Below are 24,313 nucleotides of genomic sequence, written 5' to 3'. Positions count from 1 at the left end.
CCAGGGGGCGCGGGGAACTGCGCGACCAGCCACAACCGACCCGCGGATTGGAGACCGGCCTCCGCGCGGAGCGCTTCCGCATCCGTGTGACAGGGGGTGTCCTCCTCGTCGCGCACCTCGCGTTCGTCGCCTGGCTCACGCTGCGCCCGCTGGATGTGCCCTGGGTGATGCCCCCCAACCTGCATCCGTTCGCCGGCATACGCGCCGACCTGGCCCTGGGCCGGCCGGCGGCGGCCCGCCGCATCGGCGAGGGCGTCGGCCTCCTCGCGCCGCTCGGCGTACTGCTCCCGATGGCACACGGCAGGCTGTGGGCCTTCCCGTTCGCCTCGTTCGTCCGTACGGTCGCCGCGGGCGCGCTGGTCTCCCTGGGCATCCTGCTGCTGCAGACCGGGGTCCCGGGCCGCGTCCCGGACGTGGACTCGGTACTCATGAACACCGTGGGCGTGGCCCTCGCCCACCTCGCGATCGTCCCCGCGGCCCGCTCCTGGCTCCGCCGCAGGTCCGAGCGGGAGGAACGGGCGGCCGTCCGCCAGGAGGAAGCGGTTCAGGGTCGAACCCCGACGTTTCCCAGGGTCGGGATCGCACCGTAGAGCGACGCTTTGCCCCCTTCGTCTCCGTAGCGTTGAAGACAGATGAGGAAGCCGCCAAGAGGCCCTCACCCCGACGCTCACGAAGGAGCCGCACATGTCCGCCCTCGTCCGCCCCACCCACGGCCGCATGATCGGCGGCGTGTGCGCCGGTCTGGCGCGGCGCTTCGGCACCTCCGCGACCACCATGCGCGTGATCTTCCTGCTCTCCTGCCTGCTGCCGGGCCCGCAGTTCCTGCTCTACATAGCGCTGTGGATCCTGCTGCCCTCGGAGGAGAAGGCGGCCCGCACCGCCTGGTGAGCCCCTTCTCGCAGGTACGCCGATGGGGCGCACCCCGTGCCCGGGGGTGCGCCCCATCGGCGCGTTCAGAGGCGGGTCAGCCGATCGGCAGACCGTTCACGGGCAGGCCGTGCGTGGGCAGGCTCGACTGCACCGGCATACCGCCGAGCAGCCCGGCGACCGGCGCGGACGGGCCGTCGGCGAGCGCACGGGCGGACGGCTGCACGGAGGACAGACCGCGTTCGAGGGCGGGCTTGCCCTGGGCCACCGCCGCCTGGGCACCCGGCAGCGCCTGGGAGACGTTCTGCGCCGGGAGCGCGCTGGTGACGGACCCCAGCGTGCCGGTGGCGTCCGGGACCGCCGGGGCCGCGTTCGCGGCGCCCGCGCCCGTGGCGGCGAAGGCGGCACCGAGAGCGGCGACACCGAGGGTCTTGGCAGCAGACTGCTTCATGAAATGCGTCCTCGAAATGGGGTTGGGGAAATGTGAGCGGTGTCCACGACCGTAAACACGGGCACCCGCTTGCCGCAAACATCGAAATGCGAACGGGTTGTGAATACCCGTCCCCATTCCACACACCCCAATATCCCCAGTCACCCCTCCGAGGGCACAGAACCGCTGGTGGAAGCGGTCTGCTGGAACAGCCATTCGGACTTCAGCTCGGCATATCCGGGCTTGATCACGTCATTGATCATCGCCAGTCGTTCATCGAAAGGAATGAACGCTGATTTCATCGCATTGACGGAGAACCACTGCATGTCGTCGAGCGAATAACCGAAGGCGTCGACAAGGTGCTCGAATTCCCGGCTCATACTCGTGCCGGACATGAGTCGATTGTCCGTATTCACGGTCGCACGGAAGTGCAGTCGCCGCAGCAGCCCGATCGGGTGTTCGGCGTACGACTCCGCCGCCCCGGTCTGGAGGTTGGAGCTGGGGCACAGTTCGAGCGGGATGCGCTTGTCCCGTACGTACGAGGCGAGCCGCCCGAGCTTCACCGAGCCGTCGGCGTGCACCTGGATGTCGTCGATGATGCGCACTCCGTGCCCGAGCCGGTCGGCGCCGCACCACTGCAGGGCCTGCCAGATGGACGGCAGCCCGAAGGCCTCACCGGCGTGGATGGTGAAGTGGTTGTTCTCGCGCTTCAGATACTCGAAGGCGTCGAGGTGCCGGGTGGGCGGGTAACCGGCCTCGGCACCCGCGATGTCGAAGCCCACCACACCCAGGTCCCGGTAACGGTTGGCGAGTTCGGCGATCTCCAGGGCGCGCGCGGCGTGCCGCATGGCGGTGAGCAGGGCGCCGACGCGGATCCGGTGACCGCTCTGGCGCGCGAGCCGCTCCCCTTCCCGGAAGCCCTCGTTGACGGCCTCGACGACCTCCTCGAGGCTGAGCCCGCCCTCCAGATGTTGCTCGGGGGCGTACCGCACCTCGGCGTACACGACCCCGTCCTCGGCGAGATCCTCGGCACACTCGCGCGCGACCCGCACCAGCGCGTCCCGGGTCTGCATCACGCCGACGGTGTGGGAGAAGGTCTCCAGGTACCGCTCCAGAGAACCGGAGTCGGCGGCCTCCCGGAACCAGACGCCGAGCTTGTCGGAGTCGGTCTCGGGGAGGCGGTCATAGCCCGCGTCGCGGGCGAGTTCGACGATCGTCCCCGGGCGGAGACCGCCGTCGAGGTGGTCGTGCAGCAGAACCTTCGGCGCCCGGCGGATCTGCTCCGGCGTCGGGGTGTTCGAGATGGTCTGGCTCGTCATTTCCGCACTCTACCTCCTACGCGCGTAGATCGCGCCTTGTACAACTCCGTCGATACGTAACGGTGACCGCAAGGACGGGACACGTACACCCGCGCTTCTGACACTGTTCTGTCATGGCACACCAAGCGACGCCGGTTCGACGGGCCCGACTGGGGAGGGCACTCGGCCCGGAGCCGACGGCGGTGAGCGGAGTGGTTCTGCTGCTCCCCGGCGGCGACGAGGAGTCGGCCCGCAGACCGTCCCCCATGCTGGCGACCGCCTCCGTACGCGCACTGGGCCGCCGCCTGGCCCGCGCGGGGCGGCAGGAGGGCCTGGCCACGCATGTCGTCCACTACCGCTACCGCGGCTGGAACGGCAGCGAGGCACATCTGGCACGGGACGCCTCCTGGGCCGCGGACGAAGCCGTACGGCGCTACGGGGACGTCCCCGTCTGCCTCGCCGGCCTCGGCATGGGCGGCCGCGCCGCACTGCGCGCGGGCGGGCACGAGGCCGTCAACTCCGTACTGGCGATGGCGCCTTGGCTGCCCGAGGAGGACGTCGCGGCTTCGCCTGAACCGGTGAAGCAGCTCGCCGGGCGGCGTGTGCTGATTGTTCATGGCACGAATGACGACGTCTCCGACCCGGAGCTCTCCTTCCGGCTGGCGGCGCGGGCGAAGAAGGCGAACCGGGACGTGTGCCGGTTCGAAGTGCACTCCGACGGTCATGGGTTGCACCAGTACCGGAGTGAAGTGCAGGCGCTGGCCGAGGACTTCGTGATGGGGGCGTTGTTCGGGCGGTCGTTCTCGCGGCCGGTGGAGGATGCACTGGCGGCTCCGCCTCCTTTGGGGTTGCGGATGCCCTTGGCTGCGGGGTTTGGTAAGTCTCTGCGCCGGTGAGAGCTCGGGGGTTCGGGTTCGTTGCGGGGTGCGGGGTGCGTGTGCTTGCTCGCGCCCACGCGGCGGAGCCGCATATCGGCTGTGACATCAGCCGCTGCCGCGGCGGGGTCCCGCGCCCCTTGAGGGGCGCTGCCCGCTCAGGTCGGCAGCAAGTTGCCCCTTCTTGAGAGCAGGAACTTCTTGAAGGCGGCCACGGGGGGTGTGTCCGGGTGGCCGTCCAGCCAGGCGACGCCGATTTCGCGGGCCGCTCTTGGGGCTGTGACCGTGAGTTCCACAACTCCTGGACGGGGAAAGGCGGGTGGGGGCAGGAGGGCCACCCCGAGGCCTGCTGCCACCAGGCCGCGCAGGGTCTCCGCCTCCTCGCCCTCGAAGGCGATGCGGGGCTTGAAGCCCGCTTCCTTGCAGAGGTCGTCCGTGATGAGGCGCATGCCGTAGCCCGGTTCGAGGGTCACGAAGGTCTCGTCGGCAGCTTCTGCCAGGCGGATGCGGCGGCGGGACGCGAGGGGGTGGTCGGCGGGGACGACCAGGCGGAGTTTCTGTTCGTCGAGGCGGCGGGCCACCAGGTCTGGGGCGTCGGGGACCGGGGAGGTCAGACAGAGGTCGAGTTCGCCCGCGCGCAGCTTCTCCAGCATCGCCTCGCCGTAGTTCTGGACGAGGCTGAAGCGGACGCGGGGATGGTCGACGCGGAAGGCCTGGATGAGACCCGGGACCGTCTCCGCGCCCATGGTGTGCAGGAAGCCGAAGGCGACCTTGCCGGTGGCCGGGTCGGCATCGGCTCGGACCTCCTCGGCGGCGCGCTCGATCTCGGCGAGGGCGCGTTCGACGGAGCCGAGGAAGGTACGGCCGGCCGGGGTGAGGGAGACGGTGCGGCCGCGGCGGGCGAACAGGTCGACGCCCAGGTCCTGTTCGAGGCGGACCATGGCCCTGGAGAGGGTGGACTGCGGGACCTGCATCTCCTGGGCGGCGCGCGTGACGTGCTCGGTGCGGGCGACGCCGGCGAAGTGGGCGAGGCGCGGGGCGAGCAGCGAGACGATGTCCTCGGTGTCTTTTGTGTCACTGGACGGTGACAGGCGAGCTTGTGACCTCTGCTGATGCACCATGGGAACGATTATGGCGATTCCATGCATTGGACGGATGAGCGGGGTCGTACGTAGCTTCGAGGCATGTCTCCCGCCAGTACCGGGGCGTCCACCATCGTGGGCGCCGAATCCGTTGTCCCCGTCGTCCCCGTCGTCCCTGTCGTCGATTCCCGTATGACGCCGGGTGGGCCCGGCTACCGCCGCATGAGCTTCGCGCTCTTCCTCGCCGGGGTCGCGACCTTCGCGCTGCTGTACTCCACTCAGGCCCTGCTGCCGCTGATCTCGGGCGAGTTCGGGGTGGCGGCGAGTGAGGCGAGCTGGACGGTGGCGGCGGCGACCGGTGGTCTGGCGGTGTTCGTCCTTCCGATGAGTGCGCTGTCGGAGCGGTTCGGGCGTCGTACGGTGATGACGGGCTCGCTGGCGGTCGCGGTGACGGTGGGGCTCCTGGTCCCGTTCGCGCCGTCGCTGGGCGTACTGGTCGTGCTGCGGGCACTGCAGGGTGCGGCGCTGGCCGGACTGCCTGCCTCGGCGACCGCGTATCTCGCGGAGGAGGTCCGCCCGAAGGCGCTGGTCACGGCGATCGGGCTGTTCGTCGCGGGCAACAGCGTCGGCGGGATGAGCGGCCGGGTCATCACGGGGTGGGTCGCGCAGGAGTGGGGCTGGCGGGCCGCGGTCGGTGTGATCGGGGCGATCGCGGTGGTGTGTGCGGTGGCATTCCGGTTGCTGCTGCCCGCTCCGCGCCATTTCAGGGCGGGCTCGCTGCGGCCACGGGTCCTGGCCGGGACGGTGCGCGACCACCTGTCGAACCCGCTGCTGCGCCGGCTGTACGCGATCGGTGCGCTGTTCATGACGGTGTTCGGCGGGGTGTACACGGTGATCGGTTACCGCCTGACGGAGGCGCCGTTCTCGCTCCCGCAGGGCGTCATCGGGTCGATCTTCCTGGTGTACCTGGTGGGTACGGTGTCCGCCTCGACCGCGGGCCGGTTGGTGGGGCGGCTGGGCCGCCGCGGAGCCCTTTATCTGGCGGGCGGTACGACGGCGACGGGCCTGGCCCTGACCCTCGCGGGGTCGCTGGTGCCGGTGCTGCTGGGGCTGGTGCTGATCACCGCGGGGTTCTTCGCCGGGCATGCGGTCGCGTCGTCGGCCGTGAGCAAGACGGCGACGGCGGGGCGGGCGCAGGCCTCCGCCCTGTACCAGTCGGCGTACTACATCGGGTCCAGCGCAGGCAGCACGATCGGGGCCATGGCGTTCCACGCCGGCGGCTGGTCCGGGACAGTGGGGGTCGGGCTGCTGGCGGTGCTGGGGGTCGTGACGATCACGGTGTTCGGGTCGCGGGCGGCACGGGTCGCTGCGCGGCGGGCCCCGGTGCCGGTGCACTGAACTTCCTCGCCCCCGCCGCCCCTACCCGTCCGGACCCGGGGGCCAGCCCCCGGACCCCCGCTCCTCAAACGCCGGAGGGGCTGGATTTGGCTCAGCCAATCTCAGCCCGTCCGGCGTTTGAGGACGAGGCCGTTCAGGCCGAAGCGGGGGTCTGGGGGCGCAGCCCCCAGGTACGGGACGGGTAGGGGCGGCGGGGGGGACAACCTTCTGACCTGCACCTTCCTCCACTCCGGACGCCATTGTCAGTGCCCTGCGCTAGCTTCGGACGTGCTGGGCGCAAAGGCGCGCGACAGGAATGCCACAGGGGTGGGTGGACCATGAGCGACGGTACGGCGACGACGACAACAGACCTCGACGTCAGGCTGGAAAAGCACCGCGTCGAGCTGACCGGCTACTGCTACCGCATGCTCGGCTCCTCCTTCGAGGCCGAGGACGCGGTACAGGACACGATGGTCCGCGCCTGGCGCAGTTACGAGAAGTTCGAGGGCCGCTCCAGCCTCCGCTCCTGGCTCTACCGCATCGCGACGAACGTCTGCCTGGACATGCTGACCGCCGGCAACAAGCGCGCCCGCCCGATGGACCTGAGCGAGTCGACGCCCCTCGCCCGGGCCGCCCTCTCCCCCCGCCCGGACAACACCTGGCTGGAGCCGATGCCGGACGCCCGCGTGCTGCCGACCGTCGAGGACCCGGCGGAAGCCGCCGTCGCCAAGGAGTCCGTGCGGCTCGCCTTCATGGCGGCCCTGCAGCAACTGCCGCCCAAGCAGCGGGCGGTGCTGATCCTCCGCGAGGTCCTGGCCTGGAAGGCGAGCGAGGTCGCCGAGCTGCTCGGCACCTCGGTCGCGTCCGTCAACAGCGCCCTGCAGCGGGCGCGGGCGACGCTCGCCGAGCGCGAGCAGGGCGACAAGGCGGCAGCCGCGGCCGTCTCCGACCCTCTCGACGAGGAGCAGCGCAAGCTCCTGGACCGCTATGTGGCGGCCTTCGAGGGGTACGACATGACCGCACTGACGGCGTTGCTGCACGAGGACGCCGTGATGACGATGCCGCCGTTCGACCTGTGGCTGACGGGCCACGACGACATCACGGGCTTCATGACGACCCTGGGCTCCGCCTGCGAGGGCTCCCGGCTGCTTCCGGTCCAGGTCAACGGCCTGCCGGGGTTCGCCCAGTACAAGCCGGACCCGGAGAAGGGCGGCTTCACCCCGTGGGCGGTGCAGGTGCTGGAGATATCAGACGGCGGGCTCTCCGGGTTCCACTTCTTCCTCGACACGGAGCGCTGGTTCCCGCTGTTCGGCCTGCCCCTCCACCTCGAAGCGGAGCCCGACCAGGTCGAGGAGGGCGTGTAGGGACGGGGCGGGATCGCGCAGCCGTATCCGGCCCCCGGCCCGCCGGGCGGCCAGCTCCAGCCGCGCCAGCAGATCCACGGCACCCAGCCCCGGCGGCCCGATCGCGGCGACGTCGACGACCACGACCGCGGCCCCGGTGGACCCCAGCAGCGCGCGCACGTCCTCGCACAGCCCGGCCGCCTCGTCACGGGTGACGGGGCCGGGCAGCACGAGTACGGCGGGTGTCATTTCGTCCACGAGCGGTAGACCGGGCGGGCGGGCAGAACTCATCGGCGGCGCCCGCCTACGCGGCGTGTCCGCCGACCGGGATCACATTGACCCGGTGGCCTCGTGCCCCAGAGGGTTGGGTGTATGCCCCAAGCATCAGCACCGCCCTGGATACCCGACGGTCTCCTCCCCGCCGAGGGGGCGTCGTGCAGGGAGTGCTGACGGGCTTCGCGGTCATCGCGGTCGTCATCGGGGTGGGCTACGTCATCGGACGGCAGGGCCACCTCGGCGAGCACGGACGCGAGGTGCTGACCAAGCTGGCCTTCCACGTGGCGTCCCCGGCCCTCCTGTTCACCACGCTCGCCCGGGCCGACCTGTCGGTGATCTTCTCCAGCCGGCTGCTGGTGACGGCGATGAGCACGGCAGCGGCGGCGGGCGTCTTCGTCGCGATGGGTGTCGTACGGGGCTGGGGCGTGGGGCGTACGACGATCGGCGCCCTGTGCTCCAGTTACGTCAACTCGGGCAACCTCGGCATCCCGATCGCGGTGTATGTGCTGGGCGACGCCTCGCTGGTGGCGCCGGTGCTGCTGTTCCAGATCATCGCGGTCACGCCGATCGCCCTGACGATCCTGGACCTGTCGGGGAAGGGCGAGAAGGGTCCGCTGTGGCTTCGGCTGCTCACGCCCCTGCGCAACCCGATCGCGGTCGGTTCACTGGCCGGCGTCGCGGTGGCCGCGACCGGCGTTCATGTCCCGGGCCCGGTCATGGACCCGGTGACCCTGATCGGCAACATGTCGGTGCCCGCGGTCCTGCTGGCTTTCGGCATCTCCCTGTGCGGCAGCACGATGCCGGGGCGGGGCGCTGACCGGTTCCCCGTGTTCCTGTCGGTCGCACTGAAGGCGGTGGGCCAGCCGGTGGCCGCGTGGGCCTTGGCGGTGGGGGTGTTCGGGCTGCACGGCCACCAGCTCCTCGACGTGGTGGTGACGTCGGCGCTGCCGGCCGCACAGAACCTGTACACGTACGCGAGCCGTTATCGGGTGGCGGAGGGGCTGGCGAGGGACTCGATCCTGTTGTCGACGGTGTTGTCGGTGCCGGTGCTCGTGGTGGTGGCGGCGTTGCTGGGCTGAGGATCTCAGTTCAGCGGGAAGATGCCGGTGTCCAGAACCAACTTGAAGGGTGCGGGCAGCGTCAGCTCCTCGCCGTATTCCACCGAAGTGAGGACTCGATATGTGCCGCTCTGCGGTTCTCCGTAGAGCGTCGCCGTGGGACGCCCCGACTGCCAGGCGTCCAAGAGAAGGTAGAGCGGCACACCCGCCACGGCGTAGCCATGGGCCTTCTTGATGCGATCGTGGTTCGCATTGCTCTGGGATGTGACCTCGACGACCAGTTCCGCCTCGCCGGCGTGCACGCGCGTTCCGCGGCGCAAGGCAGCTCTCGGTACCACGCACAGGTCGGGAACGAAGAGGCTGCCGGTCTCTGGGCACGTCAGCCCGAGCGTCTGATAGATACCCCACTCGCAGCCGGCAGGTCGTGCGCCGTACAGGAGCTCGTGAAGCAGCTCAGCAGTGTCGTTGTGCTCTTCGGACGGCGGCGGCGGCACGGTGACGACCCCTTCGATGATCTCCACCTTGCTGCCCTCGGGAGCGTCCGTCTCTTCCCAGACACGGACGATCTCGTCCCAGCCCGTTCCCCTGGGGGACCCGGACTCGGCGGCGAGTGCGCTCATGGCGGTCTCCAATCGGTCGTCACCGCTCCCAGCATGCCGAACGGGACCGGCGGCGGTCCACCGATCCCGTTCACCCGAACGAGGAAACCCCCAGGTCAGGCGATTCGTTCCAGCACGATGGGCGAAGCCGTGAAGGCCGTAGCTTCCACCCCGATGTCGTAAGACCCCTCCACCGCCTGCAGCGCGTACTCGAAGCGCTCGGGGGTGTCCGTGTGCAGGGTCAGCAGGGGCTGGCCCTCCGTCACCGTGTCGCCCGGCTTGGCGTGCATCTCGACGCCCGCGCCCGCCTGCACCGGGTCCTCCTTGCGGGCGCGGCCCGCGCCGAGGCGCCAGGCGGCGACGCCGATGTCGTAGGCGTCGAGGCGGGTCAGGACGCCGGACGACGGCGCCTTGATGACGTGCTGCTCCTTCGACGTGGGGAGGGTCGCGTCCGGGTCGCCGCCCTGGGCCGCGATCATGCGGCGCCAGACGTCCATCGCGGACCCGTCGGCCAGGGCCTTCGCCGGGTCGGCGTCCTTCACACCGGCCGCGTCCAGCATTTCGCGGGCGAGGGCGATGGTCAGTTCCACGACGTCCGAGGGGCCGCCGCCCGCCAGGACCTCGACCGACTCGCGGACCTCCAGCGCGTTGCCGGCGGTGAGGCCGAGCGGGGTCGACATGTCCGTCAGCAGCGCGACCGTCTTCACGCCGTGGTCCGTACCCAGGCCCACCATGGTGGACGCCAGCTCCCGCGCGTCCTCGATGGTCTTCATGAAGGCGCCCGTGCCCACCTTCACGTCCAGGACCAGGGAGCCGGTGCCCTCGGCGATCTTCTTGGACATGATCGAGGAGGCGATCAGCGGGATCGCCTCGACCGTGCCGGTCACGTCCCGCAGCGCGTAGAGCTTCTTGTCCGCGGGGGCCAGGCCGTCGCCCGCCGCGCAGATCACCGCGCCGGTCGTGTCGAGGACGTTCAGCATCTCCTCGTTCGACAGCAGCGCGCGCCAGCCGGGGATCGACTCCAGCTTGTCCAGGGTGCCGCCGGTGTGGCCGAGGCCGCGTCCCGACAGCTGCGGAACGGCCGCTCCGCAGGCCGCGACCAGGGGCGCCAGCGGGAGGGTGATCTTGTCGCCGACGCCGCCCGTCGAGTGCTTGTCGGCCGTCGGGCGGGACAGGGACGAGAAGTCCATGCGCTCGCCGGAGGCGATCATCGCGGCGGTCCAGCGGGCGATCTCACGGCGGTTCATGCCGTTGAGGAGGATGGCCATGGCGAGCGCGGACATCTGCTCGTCGGCGACCTCCCCGCGGGTGTACGCGTCGATGACCCAGTCGATCTGCTCGTCGCTGAGCTCACCGCGGTTCCGCTTGGTGCGGATGACGGAGATGGCGTCCATGGCCATGGGGTGGGTTCCTTCCGAGGTTCATGGAAGTGTGCGGCCCCTCCGCTCGAAGGGTTCAAGCCGGAGGGGCCGCACGGGAGTTACTTGGCGAGATGGCCCGGCCCGAAGGCCTGCGGCAGCATCTCCGAGAGGGGGAGGATTCCCGCCGGGGTCTCCACCAGGAGGTCCGGGCCCCCGAACTCGTACAGCAGCTGACGGCAGCGGCCGCACGGGACGAGGATCTCGCCCCGCCCGTCCACACATGTGAAGTGCGTCAGCCGGCCGCCGCCCGTGCGCTGCAGCTCCGAGACCAGCCCGCATTCGGCGCACAGGCCGAGGCCGTAGGAGGCGTTCTCGACGTTGCAGCCGGAGACCGTACGGCCGTCGTCGACCAGGGCGGCCACTCCGACCGGGAAGCCCGAGTAGGGGGCGTACGCGTGGGACATGGCCTCGCGGGCCAGGTCCCGGAGCGCCTCCCAGTCGACGGCGGCCGGCGGGGTCACTTGCCCTGGCCCTTCCGGTAACGCATACCGTCCGCCTTGGGCATCCTGAGGCGCTGCGCGGACAGCGACAGCACCAGCAGGGTGACGACGTACGGGGTGGCGCCCACGAAGTCGCTCGGGACCTCGTCGGTGACCAGGTACCAGACCAGGACACCCGCGCCCACCATGAGGCTGATGCCGCCCTGCCAGAGCGCCTTCTTGTACAGCTTCCAGCCCGCCATCGCCGCCAGCAGCACCACCAGCAGGAGCAGCAGCGCGTGGACGGTCGCACCGCCGTTGCGCAGCTGCAGCGCGTCGGAGTAGCCGAACAGGCCCGCGCCCATGGCGAGGCCGCCGACTCGCCAGTTGCCGAAGATCATGGCCGCGAGACCGATGAAGCCGCGCCCGCCGGTCTGGGCCTCCAGGTAGGTGTGCGAGGTGACCAGCGCGAGGAAGGCGCCGCCGAGGCCCGCGAGACCGCCGGAGACGGCGACGGCCGCGTACTTGTACTTGTAGACGTTGACGCCGAGGGACTCCGCGGCGATCGGGTTCTCACCGCAGGAGCGCAGCCGCAGACCGAACGGCGTGCGCCACAGCAGCCACCAGCTGCCGACGAACAGCAGGATGGCGAAGATCGTCACCACGGACAGGTCGGTGACCAGGCCGCCGAGGATGCCGGCGATGTCGGAGATCAGGAACCAGTGGTGGTTCTCGAGGGACTTCAGACCGTCCGACAGGCCCGGCACGTCGATGTTGGGCAGCGAGTCCACCGGCGGGGACTGCTTGGGGTTGCCGCCCGCGTCGGCCGCCTTGCCGTCGGCGAAGAAGATCTTGGCGAGGTACTGGGTGGTGCCCAGCGCGAGGAGGTTGACCGCGACACCGGAGACGATGTGGTCGACGCCGAAGGTGATGGTCGCCACCGCGTGCACCAGGCCGCCGAGGACACCGAAGCCGATGCCGCACAGCAGGCCGAGCCACGGGTTGGACTGCCAGCCGATCCAGCCGGCGCCGAAGGTGCCGAGGATCATCATGCCCTCGAGGCCGATGTTGACCACGCCGGACCGCTCGGACCACAGGCCGGCGAGACCCGCGAGGCCGATGGGCACGGCGAGGCTGAGCGCGGCGGAGACCTGGCCCTCGGAGGTGAGCTGGTCCGAGCCGGAGATGACGCGGACCGCGGCGACGAGCAGCAGCGCACCGGCGACGATCATCAGGATCTGGCCGAGCGAGCGGCCCGAGCGGCCGCGTTGGGTGTCCGCCTTGGGAGCCGCGGGGGGCGGCGTGTCGGTCATCGTGGCAGTCATCACGCCACCTCCTGCTTCTTCGTCGTGGCGGCGGCCTGGGCGGCGAGCTCGGCGCCCACCCGCTGCTGCTGGCGCCTCAGGCCGTAGCGGCGTACGAGCTCGTAGGCGATGACGACGCACAGGACGATGACGCCCTGGATGACGCCGAGGATCTCCTTGTCGTAGCCCTCGAACTCGAGGTGGTTGGTGGTGCGCTCCAGGAAGCCCCACAGGAGCGCGCCGAGCGCGATGCCGACCGGGTTGTTGCGGCCGAGCAGGGCGATGGCGATGCCGGTGAAGCCGATGCCCGTCGGGAAGTCGTTGCTGAACTGGTGGCTGTCGTTGAGCAGGGTCGGCATGCCGATCAGACCGGCCACCGCGCCCGAGATGACCATGCTGGTGGCGATCATCTTCTTGACGGAGACACCGCTCGCGGCGGCCGCGCTCTCGGACTGGCCGACGGTGCGCAGGTCGAAGCCGAAGCGGGTGCGCCCGAGCACGAACCAGTAGGCGACGCCGACGACCACGGCGATGACGATGAAGCCCCACAGCTCGCCCGCCGCGCCGGTGTCGATCTGGAAGAAGTACGAGGACTGGGGCAGCGGCTTGGTGGAGATCACCGTGCCGCCGCTCTGGAGCTCGGCGAGCTTCCCCGGCTGCAGCAGATAGGCGATGATCGCGGTGGCGATCGAGTTCAGCATGATCGTCGAGATGACCTCGCTGACACCCCGGGTCACCTTGAGGACGCCCGCGATGGCCGCCCACAGGGCACCGGTCGCCATGGCGCACAGGATGATCAGCGGGATGGAGATCCAGCCGGGCGTGGTCAGCGCGCCGCCGAGGACCGCGGCGAAGAACGCGGCGATCCGGTACTGGCCGTCGACGCCGATGTTGAACAGGTTCATCCGGAAGCCGATGGCCACCGAGACGCCCGCCAGGTAGTACGTCGTCGCCTTGTTGAGGATGTAGACCTGGCTGTCGCTGGCGGTGCCGTAGCTCACCATGTCGCTGAAGGCGGAGCCCGGGTTCTTGCCGGTGGCGAGGATGACCAGGGCGGTGACGACGAGCGCGGCAACGATCGCCAGCAGCGGCGCCGCGATGCCGAGGAGCAGCCGCTCCTTGTCGATGCGTTTGGTCAGCTTGTTCATCGGGCGTCGTCCTCGTGGTCCTCGGCGGAGTCCTCTGTGTGCTCCAGGTGGCCGGTGGCCGCACCCGTCATGGCGGAGCCCAGCTCCTCGGGGGTGATCGTGGCGGGGTCGGCGTCGGCGACCAGGCGGCCGCGGTACATCACCCGCAGGGTGTCGGACAGGCCGATGAGCTCGTCCAGGTCGGCGGAGATCAGCAGCACGGCCAGGCCCTCGCGGCGGGCCTCGCGGATGTGGTCCCAGATCGCTGCCTGCGCGCCGACGTCCACACCGCGGGTGGGGTGGGCGGCGATCAGCAGCTTGGGCGCGTGGCTCATCTCGCGGCCGACGATCAGCTTCTGCTGGTTGCCGCCGGAGAGGGAGGCGGCGGTGACGTCGATGCCCGGGGTGCGGACGTCGTACGCCTGGATGATGCGCTGGGTGTCGGTGCGGGCGGCCTTGATGTCGAGCAGCTGGCCGCGGGAGTTGGGCCGCTCGCTGACATGGCCGAGGATGCGGTTCTCCCACAGCGGCGCCTCGAGGAGCAGGCCGTGGCGGTGGCGGTCCTCGGGGATGTAGCCGACGCCGGCCTCGCGGCGGTCGCGCGTCGGGGCGTGGGAGATGTCGGTGCCGTCGAGGGTGATGACGCCCGCGTCGGGGTCGCGGATGCCCATGATCGCCTCGACCAGCTCGGACTGGCCGTTGCCCTCCACGCCGGCGATGCCGAGGACCTCGCCCTTGTGGATGGTGAAGGAGATGTCGTCGAGGATGACCCGCTCGATGCCGTCGAGGTCGGTCTGGGCCAGGCGCAGGCCGTCCAGCTTCAGCAGCGGGACGTCCGTGACCGTGGACTCCTCGGTCTCCGGCGTGGGCAGTTCGCTGCCGACCATCAGCTCGGCGAGCTGCTTGGGGGTGGTACCGGCGGGCTCGACCGTGCCGACGGTGGTGCCGCGGCGGATCACGGTGATCTCGTCGGCCACGGAGAGGACTTCGCCCAGCTTGTGGGAGATGAAGATGACCGTGAGGCCCTCGGCCTTCAGCTCGCGCAGGTTGTCGAAGAGGGCGTCGACCTCCTGCGGCACGAGCACGGCGGTGGGCTCGTCGAGGATGAGGGTCTTGGCGCCGCGGTAGAGGACCTTGAGGATCTCCACGCGCTGGCGGTCGGCGACGCCGAGCTCCTCCAGGAGGACGTCCGGCCGCACGTTCAGGCCGTAGGCGTCGGAGATCTCCTTGATCTTCGTACGGGCCTTGGCGCCGATCCCGTGGAGCTTCTCCGCGCCCAGGACGACGTTCTCCAGGACGGTGAGGTTGTCGGCGAGCATGAAGTGCTGGTGCACCATGCCGATGCCGCGGGCGATGGCGTCGGCGGGGTTGTTGAAGGTGACCGTCTCGCCGTTCACCGTGATGGTGCCCTCGTCCGGCTGCTGCATGCCGTAGAGGATCTTCATCAGGGTGGACTTGCCGGCGCCGTTCTCACCGCACAGGGCGTGGACGGTGCCCGTACGGACGGTGATGTCGATGTCCTTGTTGGCCACGACACCGGGGAATCGCTTGGTGATGCCGCGCAGTTCGACGGCAGCGGGAGGGCTGGACGCGTTGATGGCGCACTCTCCTCGGGGGACAAAGGGGCTGAGGGGGAGGGCAGGCGTCGGCGACGCTAGCGCGGCAACTCCATGCTACACGCGTAGAGTTGACACATTGTTATGGCTCGGCGAGGGGCTGTGGGAACCAGCCCTCGCCGAGCCGGGGTTCGGCGGGAACCGTCAGGTCACGGGGCGGTCTTGACCTTGACGGTGCCGTCGACGATCTTCTTCTTCGCGGCGTCCAGCTGGGCCTTGATGTCGTCGATGAAGCCACCGCTGGTGGCCAGGCCGACACCGTCCTTGGCGAGCGAGTAGGACTGGTTGCCGGTCAGCGGCTTGCCGTCGTGCACGGACTTGATGAAGTCGTAGACACCGACGTCCACGTTCTTGACCATCGAGGTCAGGATCGAGCTCTTGTACTTGGCCAGACCCGGGATGTTGTACTGGTCCGAGTCCACGCCGATGGCCCAGGCGCCCTTGACGCCGTTGACGGCCTCGATCGAGCCGTTGCCGGAGGAGCCGGCCGCGGCGTAGACCACGTCGGCGCCGTTGTCGAGCATGCCGGACGCGGCCTCCTTGCCCTTGTCGGGGCTGGAGAAGCCGGACAGGTCCGAGCCGTGGGTCAGGTACTGGACGTCGACCTTGACGCTCGGCTTGGTGTCCTTGACGCCCTGGACGTAGCCCGCCTCGAACTTCTTGATCAGCGGGGTGTCGACACCGCCGATGAAGCCGACGTGGTTCTTCTTGGTCTTCAGCGCCGCGGCGACACCGGCCAGGTAGGAGCCCTGCTCCTCGGTGAACGTGATGCTGTCGACGTTCTTGGCGGTCGCGACCGAGTCGATGAGGCCGAAGTTGACCTTCGGGTACTTCGCGGCGACCTTGTCGACCGAGGTGGCGTAGGAGAAGCCGACAGCCACGATCGGGTTGTAGCCGGCGTCCGCCAGGTCGGTGAGGCGCTGCTCGCGGTCGGCCTCGGTGTCGGAGTTCTTGGCGGTCAGCTCCTTGATCGAGCCACCGAACTCGTCCTTGGCCTTGTCGGCACCGCGCGCGGCGGAGTCGTTGAAGGAACGGTCACCACGGCCGCCGACGTCGTAGGCGAGACCGATCTTGATGCCCTTGCCGCCGCCGGAGGAAGCGGAGGAGGACGAGTTGTCCTTCTCGGACGAGGTGCTGCCACAGGCTGTGGCAGTCAGTGCAAGAGCTGCGGTGGCGATACACGCAGCGGAAAGCTTGGCTACCCGGCGCACGGGAGGCTCCTTCACCTGACCTGAGCGCCATGTCGGCGCTTCATGTGAGCACCTTGCCAGTGCTCGGGCCCGGACGCCCCTGCGGCGTCGGCTTCGCGGCATCGTAACGCGCGTAGATGTCAGAAAAACACCCCTCCCGAAGCCGTTATCGATTCGAGGCAAACGCTGTCTGAACTCAGGCTCTTACGCCGTCGCACACCCTGATTTCGATGCGTGCACGATTGGCTTACGAGCATGTTGCGCCGGTCGGCGGAACGGCCCCCGAGGGGGCCGCCCGGCACGCTCGGATCACTCAGCCGCGTCCAGCAGGGCTGCCGCCGTGAACAGTTCGACACCGACCGTGATCGCCGACTCGTCGGCGTCGAAGTCGCCCTGGTGCAGGTCGCGCACCGTGCGCTCGCCCGGGGTGCGGACACCGAGGCGGGCCATGGAGCCGGGGACGTGCTCCAGGTACCAGGAGAAGTCCTCGCCTCCGAGGCTCTGGTCGGTGTCCTCGACGGAGTGGGCGCCGCGGCGGGCGGTCATGGCGTCGCGCAGCAGGTCGGTCACGTCCGCGTCGTTGACCACGGGCGGGACGCCGCGCACGTAGTTGATTTCCGACTTGGCGCCGTGCAGGTTGGCGACCTCGTCGATGGCGGCGACCACGAGGTCCGGCGCCTGCCGCCAGGCATCGAGGTCGAGGCAGCGGACGGTTCCGGAGAGCTCGGCGTGCTGCGGGATGACGTTCGGGGCGTGCCCCGACTCGATGCGGCCCCAGGTGATGGCGAGCCCGCTGCGGGTGTCCATGCGCCGGCCGGCCAGGGCGGGCACGTCGATGGCGACGCGGGCGGCGGCGGTGACCAGGTCGGTGGTGAGGTGCGGGCGGGCGGTGTGCCCGCCGGGACCGTCCAGGGCGACCTCGAGCCGGTCGCAGGCGGAGGTGATGGCGCCCTGCCTGAGGCCGATGCGCCCGGCGTCCACCCGGGGGTCGCAGTGCACGGCGATCATCCGTCCCACCCCGTCGAGCACCCCGCACTCGATGGCGTCGGCGGCGCCGCCGGGCAGTACCTCCTCGGCCGGCTGGAAGACCAGCCGCACGGGCCGCGGAAGCTTGCCCTGCTTGTGCAGCTCGGCCAGGACCAGGCCGGCGCCGAGCACCACGGTCGTGTGCACGTCGTGACCGCAGGCGTGCGCACGGTCGGGCACGGTCGAGCGGTACGCGCACTCACTCTTCGTGTCCGGGATGGGCAGGCCGTCGATGTCGGCGCGCATGCCGAGCATGGGCCGCCCGCCGTCCCACTCCCCGATGTCACAGACGAGCCCGGTACCGGTGGCGAGCACACGGGGCCGCAGGCCTGCCGCCTCGAGCCGCTCCTTGATCGCCGCGGTGGTACGGAACTCCTGGTTGCCGAGCTCGGGGTGCATGTGCAAGTCGCGCCGGAAGGCCACGAGTTCGGCACGCAGCGCCTCGGGCAGCGTGCCGGGGAGCACGGCTGCCCCGGGATGATCGACCTCGGACTCTGGTGACATCAGTTGCTTCACCCTCTAAAGCGTAGGACGCCGGGGTGGCCGACCGCCCCTCGATCAACAAAAATTCAACCCGTCAGGGGGAGAAAACCTGGCCGCTCGACGCATGGGCAAGGGTTGAGATGGGTATACCTTGCTTTTCTCTACGCATACCACGCCCCGCGCCTGTCGGGTGGTTCCGTTCCACCTGTCGGGACCGCACTGTGGGAGATACCGGCCGGGATCCCGGAATCATCACCACCGCGCGACGTTTCCGCCACGCAGCGCACACGGCGGGTGGGCCGCGGGCATCCTGCGCCCATGGAGGCGTGCGGCTGCGGTGAGGAACACATCCCCTGGATGCTGGCGAAATTCGGTCTGCTCGGCGCGGCCGGCCTGTTCCTGGGCCTGCTGGTCGCGATGATCCTGGCGGGCTGGCTGCTGGTGCTGGCGGTCTCGCTGTACCGGCGGTGGCGGTACCCGCCGTTGTCGGAAGAGGTCGGCGAGACATCCGGGGAGGGCCTCGGGGAGAGGTCCGGGGAAAGGTTCGAGCAGTCGTCGCAGGACTCTCTCGGCGGTTTCACCTGGACGACGGACGACCGCTAGTAGGGTGCGGGCCCGTGAGCTCCGCGATACCGGGCAGCCCGGATTTCCTGCATGCCACCCGAACCTCGTACGACGCGATCGCCCGCCCGTACAGCGAGCAGTTCGCCGACCATCTGAGCGGCAGACCGCTGGACCTGGCCCTGGTCACCGCCTTCGCCGAGCTCGTCCGTGCGGCCGGTACGGCCCCTGTCGCCGATGTCGGCAGCGGGCCCGGTCATGTCACCGCCCGGCTCGACGCGCTCGGGGTGCCGGCCTTCGGGGTCGACGTGTCGCCCGGCATGGTGGCGCTGGCCCGGCAGGCGCATCCCGGGCTGCGGTTCCACGTGGGTTCGATGACCTCGCTGGACCTGCCGGACGAGACGCTGGGCGGTGTGCTCGCCCTCTACTCGATCATCCACGTCCCGGACGACCACTTGCCGGCCGTCTTCGACGAGTTCCGGCGCGTGCTGGTGCCCGGGGGGCATGTGCTGCTGTGCTTCCAGAGCGGTGAGGAGGACGGGCGTCTGCACCTGGACGAGCGCTTCGGGCACGAGATCTCGCTGGACTACTACTTCCGTACGGCGGACGCCGTGGCCGAGCAGCTGGTCAAGGCGGGCCTGCGGCTGCACGCACGCGTCCTGCGGGAGCCGGACGGCGAGGAGACGCGGCCGCGGGCGTTTCTGCTGGCGCGGAAGCGCTCCGCCGGGGAGTGCGGCGATTAGGAAGTGCCGCGATATGCCGTCGATCGTCTGCCGGGCCGTCGTGGCTTGTCGCGCCCGCGCGGCGGAGCCGCAAATGGACACAGCCCCGCGCCCCTGAAGGGGCGCGGCCGAACCCCGCGGGTTACGCCGCCGTGACTGCCGACAGGCGGGTTACGTCCCGTGCCGTTCCCGTTACCCCCGACAGGAAGCCCTGCGCTCGCGGTGAGGCGTTCCGGGTCAGCCAGGCCGGGTCGATGTCGCAGACGGCGACTCGGACCTCGGTGCCTATCAGGGCGAGGGGGAGGGTGTGGACGACGGTGGAGGGGAAGCTCAGGATGGTGCGGCCGATGGGGCCGCGGCGGGCGATCAGCTCCAGGGGGAGGTCGGGGCGGACGATCTCCAGGCCCGTCTCGGCGGCCAGCCGGTGGAGCTTGTCCGTGCTCTCGCGGCGGTGGGCGAAGTAGCGGGCGGCGCCGTGCGTCTTCGCCAGGCTGCGGACGGCCTCCAGGTAGCGGTCGCCGTCCACCACGCCGGTCTCCACCAGCGAGGTGCCCACCATGTCGGCGCCCTTGGTGATGCGGGGCGGGCCGAAGCGGGCCCGGGTCCAGGCGAAGTCGTTCGCCGTCACCGTCACGCCGTCCGGCCTCTCGTCCATCGGCATGGAGGAGAAGATCTCCACGTGCCGCTTTGCACTGGGGGTGAGCCGGCGGCGGGCCGAGGAGGAGACCGGGGCGAAGATCAGGTCCCGGGCGCCGGGGCGGCCGCCCTTGCGGTGCCAGCGGACGAGGCGTTCGCCGCGGGCCAGCTGGGCGACGAACTCCATGGTCGCCGTGCCGTCGTCCACGACGACGAGATCACGGGCCTTGGTGATCGTCAGCAGGAGTTGTACGTAGCGGGAGAAAGGATCGCCCATCACGACCCGGCGGGCCCTGCGCAGCAGCGGGGTGAGGCCGCCGATGGTGTGGAAGGGGGCGCCCGGACCGCCGCGCGCCTCCTCCCAGCGGACCTCGTACCCCTCGTCCCGGGCCAGCTCGGCCATCCGGCGCAGCTGGCCGCGGGTCATGGGGTCGTTCGGGGACAGGACGACGAGGGTGAGTCCCCCTCCGGGTGCCTCCGGGTCCCTGAGGGCATGGAGGTGCGCCCACTCCAGCACGTTCAGCAGCTGTACCGGGCTCTCGACGAACGCGAGAGTGTGGGAGCCGGCTGACCCGGCGCGGGGGCTCATCCTACGTACGACCGTCCCGTCGTAGAGCGTTACAGGTGTGAGGCGTTACAGGGGTGCGGATCGTTCGGATCAGACCGAGACCGGCTCGCCCGCAGCCGCGGCGATCTCCGCCTCGGCGACGACGCCCGCGACGCGGCGCAGCTTCTTCATGGGGCCGAGCTCGGACTCGTAGACCTTCTTGACGCCGTCGCCGAGGGAGGCCTCGATGGTGCGGATGTCGCGGACGAGGCGGGTCAGGCCCTGCGGCTCGACGGAGGCGGCCTGGTCGGAGCCCCACATCGCGCGGTCCAGGGTGATGTGGCGCTCGACGAAGGTGGCGCCGAGGGCGACCGCGGCGAGGGTGGTCTGCAGGCCGGTCTCGTGGCCGGAGTAGCCGATCGGGACGTTCGGGTACTCGGCCTGCAGGGTGTTGATGACGCGGAGGTTGAGCTCCTCGGCCTTCGCCGGGTACGTCGAAGTGGCGTGGCAGAGCAGGATGTTGTCCGAGCCGAGGACCTCGACGGCGTGACGGATCTGCTTCGGCGTCGACATGCCGGTGGAGAGGATGACCGTGCGGCCGGTGGCGCGCAGGGAGCGCAGCAGCTCGTCGTCGGTGAGGGAGGCGGAGGCCACCTTGTGGGCCGGGACGTCGAACTTCTCCAGGAAGGCGACGGCCTCGGTGTCCCACGGGGAGGCGAACCAGGCGATGCCCTTCTCCTTGGAGTACTCGTCGATCTGGCGGTACTCGTCCTCGCCGAACTCCACGCGGTGGCGGTAGTCGATGTACGTCATCCGGCCCCAGGGGGTGTCGCGCTCGATGTCCCACTGGTCGCGCGGGGTGCAGATCTCGGGGGTGCGCTTCTGGAACTTGACCGCGTCGCAGCCGGCCTCGGCGGCGGCGTCGATCAGCTTGAAGGCGTTCTCGAGCTCGCCGTTGTGGTTGATGCCGATCTCGCCGACGACATAGACGGGCTGACCCGGGCCGGCGGTCTTCGAACCGAACGTGCGCAGACGGGAGTTGGTGCTCATGGCAGGAACTGTCCTTACTTGGTTAGGGAATCGAGAGAGGGGCCGAGGATCCAGCTGGCGATCTCTCGGATCGCGCCGTCGCCACCGGGGACGGTGGTGACCGCACGGGCGGCGCCGCGTACCACGTCGTGGGCGCTCGCGACCGCCACGGGCCAGCCCACGAGGGCGAAGCACGGGAGGTCGTTGACGTCGTTGCCGACGTAGAGCACGCGCTCGGGCGCGATGCCCTGCTCCTCGCACCACTGCTTCAGCGCGAGGTCCTTCCGGTCGATGCCGTGCAGGACCGGGATCTGCAGCTTCCGGGCCCGGGCGGCGACGACCGGGTTCTGCTCCGTGGAGAGGATCAGCATCTTCAGGCTGCTCTTGCGCAGCGCGGCGATGCCGAGCCCGTCTCCGCGGTGCACGGAGACGAACTCCTTTCCATCGGCGTCGATCAGCACCCTGTCGTCGGTCTGGGTGCCGTCGAAGTCGAGTACGACCGCGTCGATGTCGTCCGCGGTCGGCAGCGAACCGGGGCGGTCCGCGTCGAAGAGGGGGGCCAGCGCCCGGGCGCGGGCCAGGTCGTGCGGGTCGTCGATCTCCAGGACCCGGGCGGGGTCGGTGCGGACGAGCTCCGTACGGCCGAAGAAGCGGTGCTGGTGCTTGCGGAAGCCGGGGGCGTCCATCGCGTAGGCGGCGCCGGTCTCCAGGAGGTCCTGGGGGCGGTCCTGGCGGCGGGGTCGGAAGGACTTGTCGTGGTTGACGCCGTAGCCGCCGCCGGTGGCCGCGTCGCCCTCGGCGACGGTGCCCGCGGCGACCTCGTCCTCGGCGTCCCGCCAGATGAAGCCGTGGAAGGGAGCCACGGTGACGGCGGTGTCGGCGCCGTTCTCGGCGACCGCGGCCGCCACTCCGTCGATGTCCTCGCGGATGATGAACGGGCTGGTGCACTGCACGAACACCACGACGTCGACGGCCGCGCCGTGCAGGGCCTCGTGGGCGTCCATGGCGTGCAGGACGGCGGCCTCCGAGGTCGCGGTGTCCCCGGCGATGGCGGCGGGGCGCAGCACTACCTCGGCGCCGGCCTCGCGGGCGGCGGCTGCGATGGCCTGGTCGTCGGTGGACACGACGACGTCCGTCACCAGCCGGGTGGCGAGACACTCGCGCACGGCACGGGCCACCAGCGGGACACCACCGACGGGGGCGAGGTTCTTCGCGGGCACGCCCTTGGAGCCGCCGCGCGCGGGAATCACCGCGAGCACACGGCGCACCGAAGCGCCTTGGCCTGCTTCCGGGTTGGACATGGGGACTACTCCTTGGGCTCCTTGCGGAGTTATCGGGGCGAACGCGGCGGGGCGCTCCGCGGGCTGGGCCGATGTGCGGCTCGGCCGCGGGGCCGCGCTGGGACGTCGGTCGTCTGCGGCGCCGTCGTGGTTGGTCGCGCCCGGCGGCGGAGCCGCATCTCGATACGGCCCGGCGCCCCTTCGGGGCGCGGCCGAACCGGAGCGGACTTCGCCGGGCCTGCTTGGCGTGCCTGAGATGTCCGGGGCGGGCACCGCTCGCGCCGCAGCGTGTGCGGCAGGCACGACCCGCCCTCCCTCCTTGCGGGCGGCGGACACTGCTCGCGCGACCGCCGCCTCCGCGGCCCCTGCGGCCTGCACGCCGGTCGTCCGGTGGGTGCTCACAGCTCCCCCATCCGCCGGATCACCGGAGCCACCCGCTGCACCCCGTGCCGATAGGCACCGCGCGCGGCGCGGCGCACGATCTGCCGGACCGGGCCCGGCTCCCTGTCGGCGGCCGGGGCGCCGGGCAGCGGAGTGCCGTCAGGACCGAGGTGGTGGCGGGCGAGGATGCCGGGCAGGTAGCCGGGGGCGGTCGCCGGTGTGTAGTACGGGGTGAGGGGGGCCGGGCCGCGGTCGAGCAGCTTGGCGATGCGTTCGCGGGCCGCGTCGAAGGCGGTGGCGTAGGAGCCGTCCGCGACGACGCCCTGCCGGGCCACCCACTCCTCGTCGGCGGTCGGCCGGTGCCCGGCGTCCAGCTGGTCCCAGGAGGCGAGGCATCCGGAGCCCACGAAGTGGTGGTTGCCGAGCACCTCGCGCACACCCAGGTCGGTCAGGACGACCGTCGGGATCCGTCGGTGCAGCGACTCCAGTGCGGCTGTCGAGCTGATGGTGACCAGCAGGTCGGTGCGGTCGAGGACCTCGCCCATGTTCCCGTACACCAGGCGGAAGTTGGCCGGCGGATCGAGCCGCTGTACCAGCTTCTGGTAGGGCTGCTCCTCGATGTGCGTGGTGTGCTCGCCCGGCTTGGAGCGCAGCTTCAGCAGCACCTCGCGCTCGGGGTGCAGCCGGGCATGCTGGATCAGCCGGTTGAGCAGGTAGGTGCGGTCCTTGCGGCTGTCCGGGACGGACGGCTGGACGGCGAACACCACGGTGTAGGGGTCGTGTTCACCTTCGTAGGCCGCTCCGCCGAGGAACGGGAGTGCCACCTCGGTCACCGACGAGGCGTCGGCGCCCACCCCCTCGTACACGGCCCGGAAACGCTCCGCGTCCTGGCGGGAGTTGGCGAGGACGAGGTCCGCGCCGTGCCGCAGCAGGAGGCCGTCGGCGAGCTTCTCGTAGACGACGCCGACATATCCGGTGACGACGACGGGACGCCGCTCGCGGCCCTCCCACAACCGCCGCAGCCCGTGCAGCATCGCCTGGACGCCGCCGCCGACGAGGGCGAGCACGACGACGTCGTACTCCTCCTCGCCCATGGCGCGCAGGAACTCGACGGCCGTGACCTCCCGGAGGGAGTCGGCGCGCACACCGACCTCCGCCAGCTGGCGGGGGGTCGGGGTCGCCCGCCCGCGCAGCAGGAATCCGCTCAGCTCGAGACCGACTTGCGCGTCCTCGCGGGGTGCGGCTTCCATGGACGGGCCCGGGGCGATACGAGCCGCGGTCAGCGCACCCCATTTCCAGCGGGTGTCGGAGTCCGCGAGTACGGCGATTCGCGTGGGCTTCGAGGTACTTGGTGGCACGACGAAGA

Annotated in this window: 24 protein-coding genes; 8 read left to right on the top strand and 16 right to left on the bottom strand. The window is 70.5% G+C overall.

The genetic code is table 11. The features are described 5' to 3' along the window. Positions 1-47: 47 nt before the first annotated feature. Both EDD92_RS29415 and EDD92_RS29410 read left to right on the top strand, forming a co-directional pair. On the top strand, positions 48-590 hold the full coding sequence (locus EDD92_RS29415) for a VanZ family protein (protein ID WP_123967123.1): 543 nt from the start codon (positions 48-50) through the stop codon (positions 588-590). 94 nt (positions 591-684) lie between these two features. Further along, entirely contained in the window at positions 685-888 is a 204-nt protein-coding gene (locus EDD92_RS29410; RefSeq protein WP_030929945.1) for a PspC domain-containing protein, read from the top strand. A 76-nt stretch (positions 889-964) separates the two neighbouring features. Here EDD92_RS29410 and EDD92_RS29405 read toward each other — a convergent pair whose 3' ends face one another. Both EDD92_RS29405 and EDD92_RS29400 read right to left on the bottom strand, forming a co-directional pair. Further along, positions 965-1,318 carry an ATP-binding protein gene (locus EDD92_RS29405; RefSeq protein ID WP_123967122.1) on the bottom strand — a complete coding sequence of 118 codons (354 nt, stop codon included), beginning with the start codon at positions 1,316-1,318 and terminating at the stop codon, positions 965-967. A gap of 140 nt (positions 1,319-1,458) precedes the next feature. Further along, positions 1,459-2,616, bottom strand: coding sequence for an adenosine deaminase (locus tag EDD92_RS29400; RefSeq protein WP_123967121.1), 1,158 nt, complete (start codon positions 2,614-2,616; stop codon positions 1,459-1,461). Positions 2,617-2,729: 113 nt separating this feature from the next. Between EDD92_RS29400 and EDD92_RS29395 the strand changes: the two genes are divergently transcribed. Further along, positions 2,730-3,491, top strand: coding sequence for an alpha/beta hydrolase (locus EDD92_RS29395; protein ID WP_123967120.1), 762 nt, complete (start codon positions 2,730-2,732; stop codon positions 3,489-3,491). A 137-nt stretch (positions 3,492-3,628) separates the two neighbouring features. Here EDD92_RS29395 and EDD92_RS29390 read toward each other — a convergent pair whose 3' ends face one another. Next, entirely contained in the window at positions 3,629-4,591 is a 963-nt protein-coding gene (locus EDD92_RS29390; protein ID WP_185124156.1) for a LysR family transcriptional regulator, read from the bottom strand. Positions 4,592-4,654: 63 nt separating this feature from the next. Here EDD92_RS29390 and EDD92_RS29385 point away from each other — a divergent pair, with 63 nt between their 5' ends. Then, a complete protein-coding gene (locus EDD92_RS29385; RefSeq protein ID WP_185124155.1) occupies positions 4,655-5,950 on the top strand; it encodes an MFS transporter in 1,296 nt (431 codons plus the stop codon). Positions 5,951-6,267: 317 nt separating this feature from the next. After that, entirely contained in the window at positions 6,268-7,293 is a 1,026-nt protein-coding gene (locus EDD92_RS29375; RefSeq protein ID WP_123967118.1) for a sigma-70 family RNA polymerase sigma factor, read from the top strand. On the opposite strand, the gene EDD92_RS29370 is transcribed toward EDD92_RS29375, so the two are convergent. Continuing rightward, positions 7,177-7,563, bottom strand: coding sequence for an STAS domain-containing protein (locus EDD92_RS29370; protein WP_123967117.1), 387 nt, complete (start codon positions 7,561-7,563; stop codon positions 7,177-7,179). The two genes, EDD92_RS29375 and EDD92_RS29370, sit on opposite strands and share 117 nt — an antisense overlap. Positions 7,564-7,706: 143 nt before the next feature. Between EDD92_RS29370 and EDD92_RS29365 the strand changes: the two genes are divergently transcribed. Further along, entirely contained in the window at positions 7,707-8,627 is a 921-nt protein-coding gene (locus EDD92_RS29365) for an AEC family transporter (protein WP_123967116.1), read from the top strand. Between the two features lie 5 nt (positions 8,628-8,632). On the opposite strand, the gene EDD92_RS29360 is transcribed toward EDD92_RS29365, so the two are convergent. From EDD92_RS29360 to EDD92_RS29325, 8 genes are all read right to left on the bottom strand, one after another. Further along, positions 8,633-9,226: a Uma2 family endonuclease gene (locus tag EDD92_RS29360; protein ID WP_123967115.1), complete on the bottom strand. Its 594-nt coding sequence runs from the start codon at positions 9,224-9,226 to the stop codon at positions 8,633-8,635. Between the two features lie 95 nt (positions 9,227-9,321). Further along, the gene (locus tag EDD92_RS29355) at positions 9,322-10,599 is read right to left on the bottom strand and encodes a thymidine phosphorylase (RefSeq protein WP_185124449.1); all 1,278 of its coding nucleotides are present in this window, start codon (positions 10,597-10,599) and stop codon (positions 9,322-9,324) included. 86 nt (positions 10,600-10,685) lie between these two features. Continuing rightward, a complete protein-coding gene (locus EDD92_RS29350; RefSeq protein ID WP_123967113.1) occupies positions 10,686-11,087 on the bottom strand; it encodes a cytidine deaminase in 402 nt (133 codons plus the stop codon). Then, the gene (locus EDD92_RS29345) at positions 11,084-12,370 is read right to left on the bottom strand and encodes an ABC transporter permease (RefSeq protein WP_123967112.1); all 1,287 of its coding nucleotides are present in this window, start codon (positions 12,368-12,370) and stop codon (positions 11,084-11,086) included. Before EDD92_RS29345 ends, EDD92_RS29350 begins: the two co-directional genes overlap by 4 nt. Next, positions 12,370-13,497: an ABC transporter permease gene (locus EDD92_RS29340; protein ID WP_123967111.1), complete on the bottom strand. Its 1,128-nt coding sequence runs from the start codon at positions 13,495-13,497 to the stop codon at positions 12,370-12,372. Before EDD92_RS29340 ends, EDD92_RS29345 begins: the two co-directional genes overlap by 1 nt. After that, positions 13,494-15,008 carry an ABC transporter ATP-binding protein gene (locus tag EDD92_RS29335; RefSeq protein WP_185124154.1) on the bottom strand — a complete coding sequence of 505 codons (1,515 nt, stop codon included), beginning with the start codon at positions 15,006-15,008 and terminating at the stop codon, positions 13,494-13,496. The genes EDD92_RS29340 and EDD92_RS29335 overlap by 4 nt, the downstream gene beginning before the upstream one ends. Before the next feature lie 233 nt (positions 15,009-15,241). After that, complete coding sequence (locus EDD92_RS29330; protein ID WP_123967109.1) at positions 15,242-16,303, bottom strand: BMP family protein; 1,062 nt, start codon at positions 16,301-16,303, stop codon at positions 15,242-15,244. Between the two features lie 288 nt (positions 16,304-16,591). Beyond that, the gene (locus tag EDD92_RS29325; RefSeq protein WP_123970604.1) at positions 16,592-17,812 is read right to left on the bottom strand and encodes an amidohydrolase; all 1,221 of its coding nucleotides are present in this window, start codon (positions 17,810-17,812) and stop codon (positions 16,592-16,594) included. A 297-nt stretch (positions 17,813-18,109) separates the two neighbouring features. Between EDD92_RS29325 and EDD92_RS29320 the strand changes: the two genes are divergently transcribed. Together EDD92_RS29320 and EDD92_RS29315 are read left to right on the top strand one after the other, a co-directional pair. After that, complete coding sequence (locus tag EDD92_RS29320) at positions 18,110-18,394, top strand: hypothetical protein (RefSeq protein WP_123967108.1); 285 nt, start codon at positions 18,110-18,112, stop codon at positions 18,392-18,394. Between the two features lie 14 nt (positions 18,395-18,408). After that, entirely contained in the window at positions 18,409-19,095 is a 687-nt protein-coding gene (locus EDD92_RS29315) for a class I SAM-dependent methyltransferase (RefSeq protein ID WP_123967107.1), read from the top strand. Between the two features lie 121 nt (positions 19,096-19,216). On the opposite strand, the gene EDD92_RS29310 is transcribed toward EDD92_RS29315, so the two are convergent. The 4 genes from EDD92_RS29310 to EDD92_RS29295 form a co-directional block, all read right to left on the bottom strand. Next, positions 19,217-20,299 carry a hypothetical protein gene (locus EDD92_RS29310; protein WP_123967106.1) on the bottom strand — a complete coding sequence of 361 codons (1,083 nt, stop codon included), beginning with the start codon at positions 20,297-20,299 and terminating at the stop codon, positions 19,217-19,219. A gap of 69 nt (positions 20,300-20,368) precedes the next feature. Continuing rightward, positions 20,369-21,307, bottom strand: a complete 939-nt coding sequence (locus EDD92_RS29305; RefSeq protein ID WP_030930014.1) for an N-acetylneuraminate synthase family protein — start codon at positions 21,305-21,307, stop codon at positions 20,369-20,371. Positions 21,308-21,321: 14 nt separating this feature from the next. After that, a complete protein-coding gene (locus EDD92_RS29300) occupies positions 21,322-22,587 on the bottom strand; it encodes an acylneuraminate cytidylyltransferase (RefSeq protein WP_123967105.1) in 1,266 nt (421 codons plus the stop codon). A 377-nt stretch (positions 22,588-22,964) separates the two neighbouring features. Then, positions 22,965-24,305: a DUF6716 putative glycosyltransferase gene (locus EDD92_RS29295; RefSeq protein WP_123967104.1), complete on the bottom strand. Its 1,341-nt coding sequence runs from the start codon at positions 24,303-24,305 to the stop codon at positions 22,965-22,967. Between the last annotated feature and the right edge of the window lie 8 nt (positions 24,306-24,313).

It is taken from the genome of Streptomyces sp. TLI_185, assembly GCF_003814765.1.
Classification (GTDB): Bacteria; Actinomycetota; Actinomycetes; order Streptomycetales; family Streptomycetaceae; genus Streptomyces.
This window is presented reverse-complemented; position numbering and strand designations above follow the sequence as displayed.

Bases quoted from the DNA above. Each gene is read 5' to 3' on its own strand.
- EDD92_RS29310 (WP_123967106.1), bottom strand. From the start codon at position 20,299: ATGAGCCCCCGCGCCGGGTCAGCCGGCTCCCACACTCTCGCGTTCGTC.
- EDD92_RS29370 (WP_123967117.1), bottom strand. From the start codon at position 7,563: ATGAGTTCTGCCCGCCCGCCCGGTCTACCGCTCGTGGACGAAATGACA.
- EDD92_RS29400 (WP_123967121.1), bottom strand. From the start codon at position 2,616: ATGACGAGCCAGACCATCTCGAACACCCCGACGCCGGAGCAGATCCGC.
- EDD92_RS29345 (WP_123967112.1), bottom strand. From the start codon at position 12,370: ATGACTGCCACGATGACCGACACGCCGCCCCCCGCGGCTCCCAAGGCG.
- EDD92_RS29340 (WP_123967111.1), bottom strand. From the start codon at position 13,497: ATGAACAAGCTGACCAAACGCATCGACAAGGAGCGGCTGCTCCTCGGC.
- EDD92_RS29360 (WP_123967115.1), bottom strand. From the start codon at position 9,226: ATGAGCGCACTCGCCGCCGAGTCCGGGTCCCCCAGGGGAACGGGCTGG.
- EDD92_RS29305 (WP_030930014.1), bottom strand. From the start codon at position 21,307: ATGAGCACCAACTCCCGTCTGCGCACGTTCGGTTCGAAGACCGCCGGC.
- EDD92_RS29375 (WP_123967118.1), top strand. From the start codon at position 6,268: ATGAGCGACGGTACGGCGACGACGACAACAGACCTCGACGTCAGGCTG.
- EDD92_RS29320 (WP_123967108.1), top strand. From the start codon at position 18,110: ATGGAGGCGTGCGGCTGCGGTGAGGAACACATCCCCTGGATGCTGGCG.
- EDD92_RS29300 (WP_123967105.1), bottom strand. From the start codon at position 22,587: ATGTCCAACCCGGAAGCAGGCCAAGGCGCTTCGGTGCGCCGTGTGCTC.
- EDD92_RS29325 (WP_123970604.1), bottom strand. From the start codon at position 17,812: ATGTCACCAGAGTCCGAGGTCGATCATCCCGGGGCAGCCGTGCTCCCC.
- EDD92_RS29405 (WP_123967122.1), bottom strand. From the start codon at position 1,318: ATGAAGCAGTCTGCTGCCAAGACCCTCGGTGTCGCCGCTCTCGGTGCC.
- EDD92_RS29385 (WP_185124155.1), top strand. From the start codon at position 4,655: ATGTCTCCCGCCAGTACCGGGGCGTCCACCATCGTGGGCGCCGAATCC.
- EDD92_RS29390 (WP_185124156.1), bottom strand. From the start codon at position 4,591: ATGGTGCATCAGCAGAGGTCACAAGCTCGCCTGTCACCGTCCAGTGAC.
- EDD92_RS29410 (WP_030929945.1), top strand. From the start codon at position 685: ATGTCCGCCCTCGTCCGCCCCACCCACGGCCGCATGATCGGCGGCGTG.
- EDD92_RS29355 (WP_185124449.1), bottom strand. From the start codon at position 10,599: ATGGACGCCATCTCCGTCATCCGCACCAAGCGGAACCGCGGTGAGCTC.
- EDD92_RS29395 (WP_123967120.1), top strand. From the start codon at position 2,730: ATGGCACACCAAGCGACGCCGGTTCGACGGGCCCGACTGGGGAGGGCA.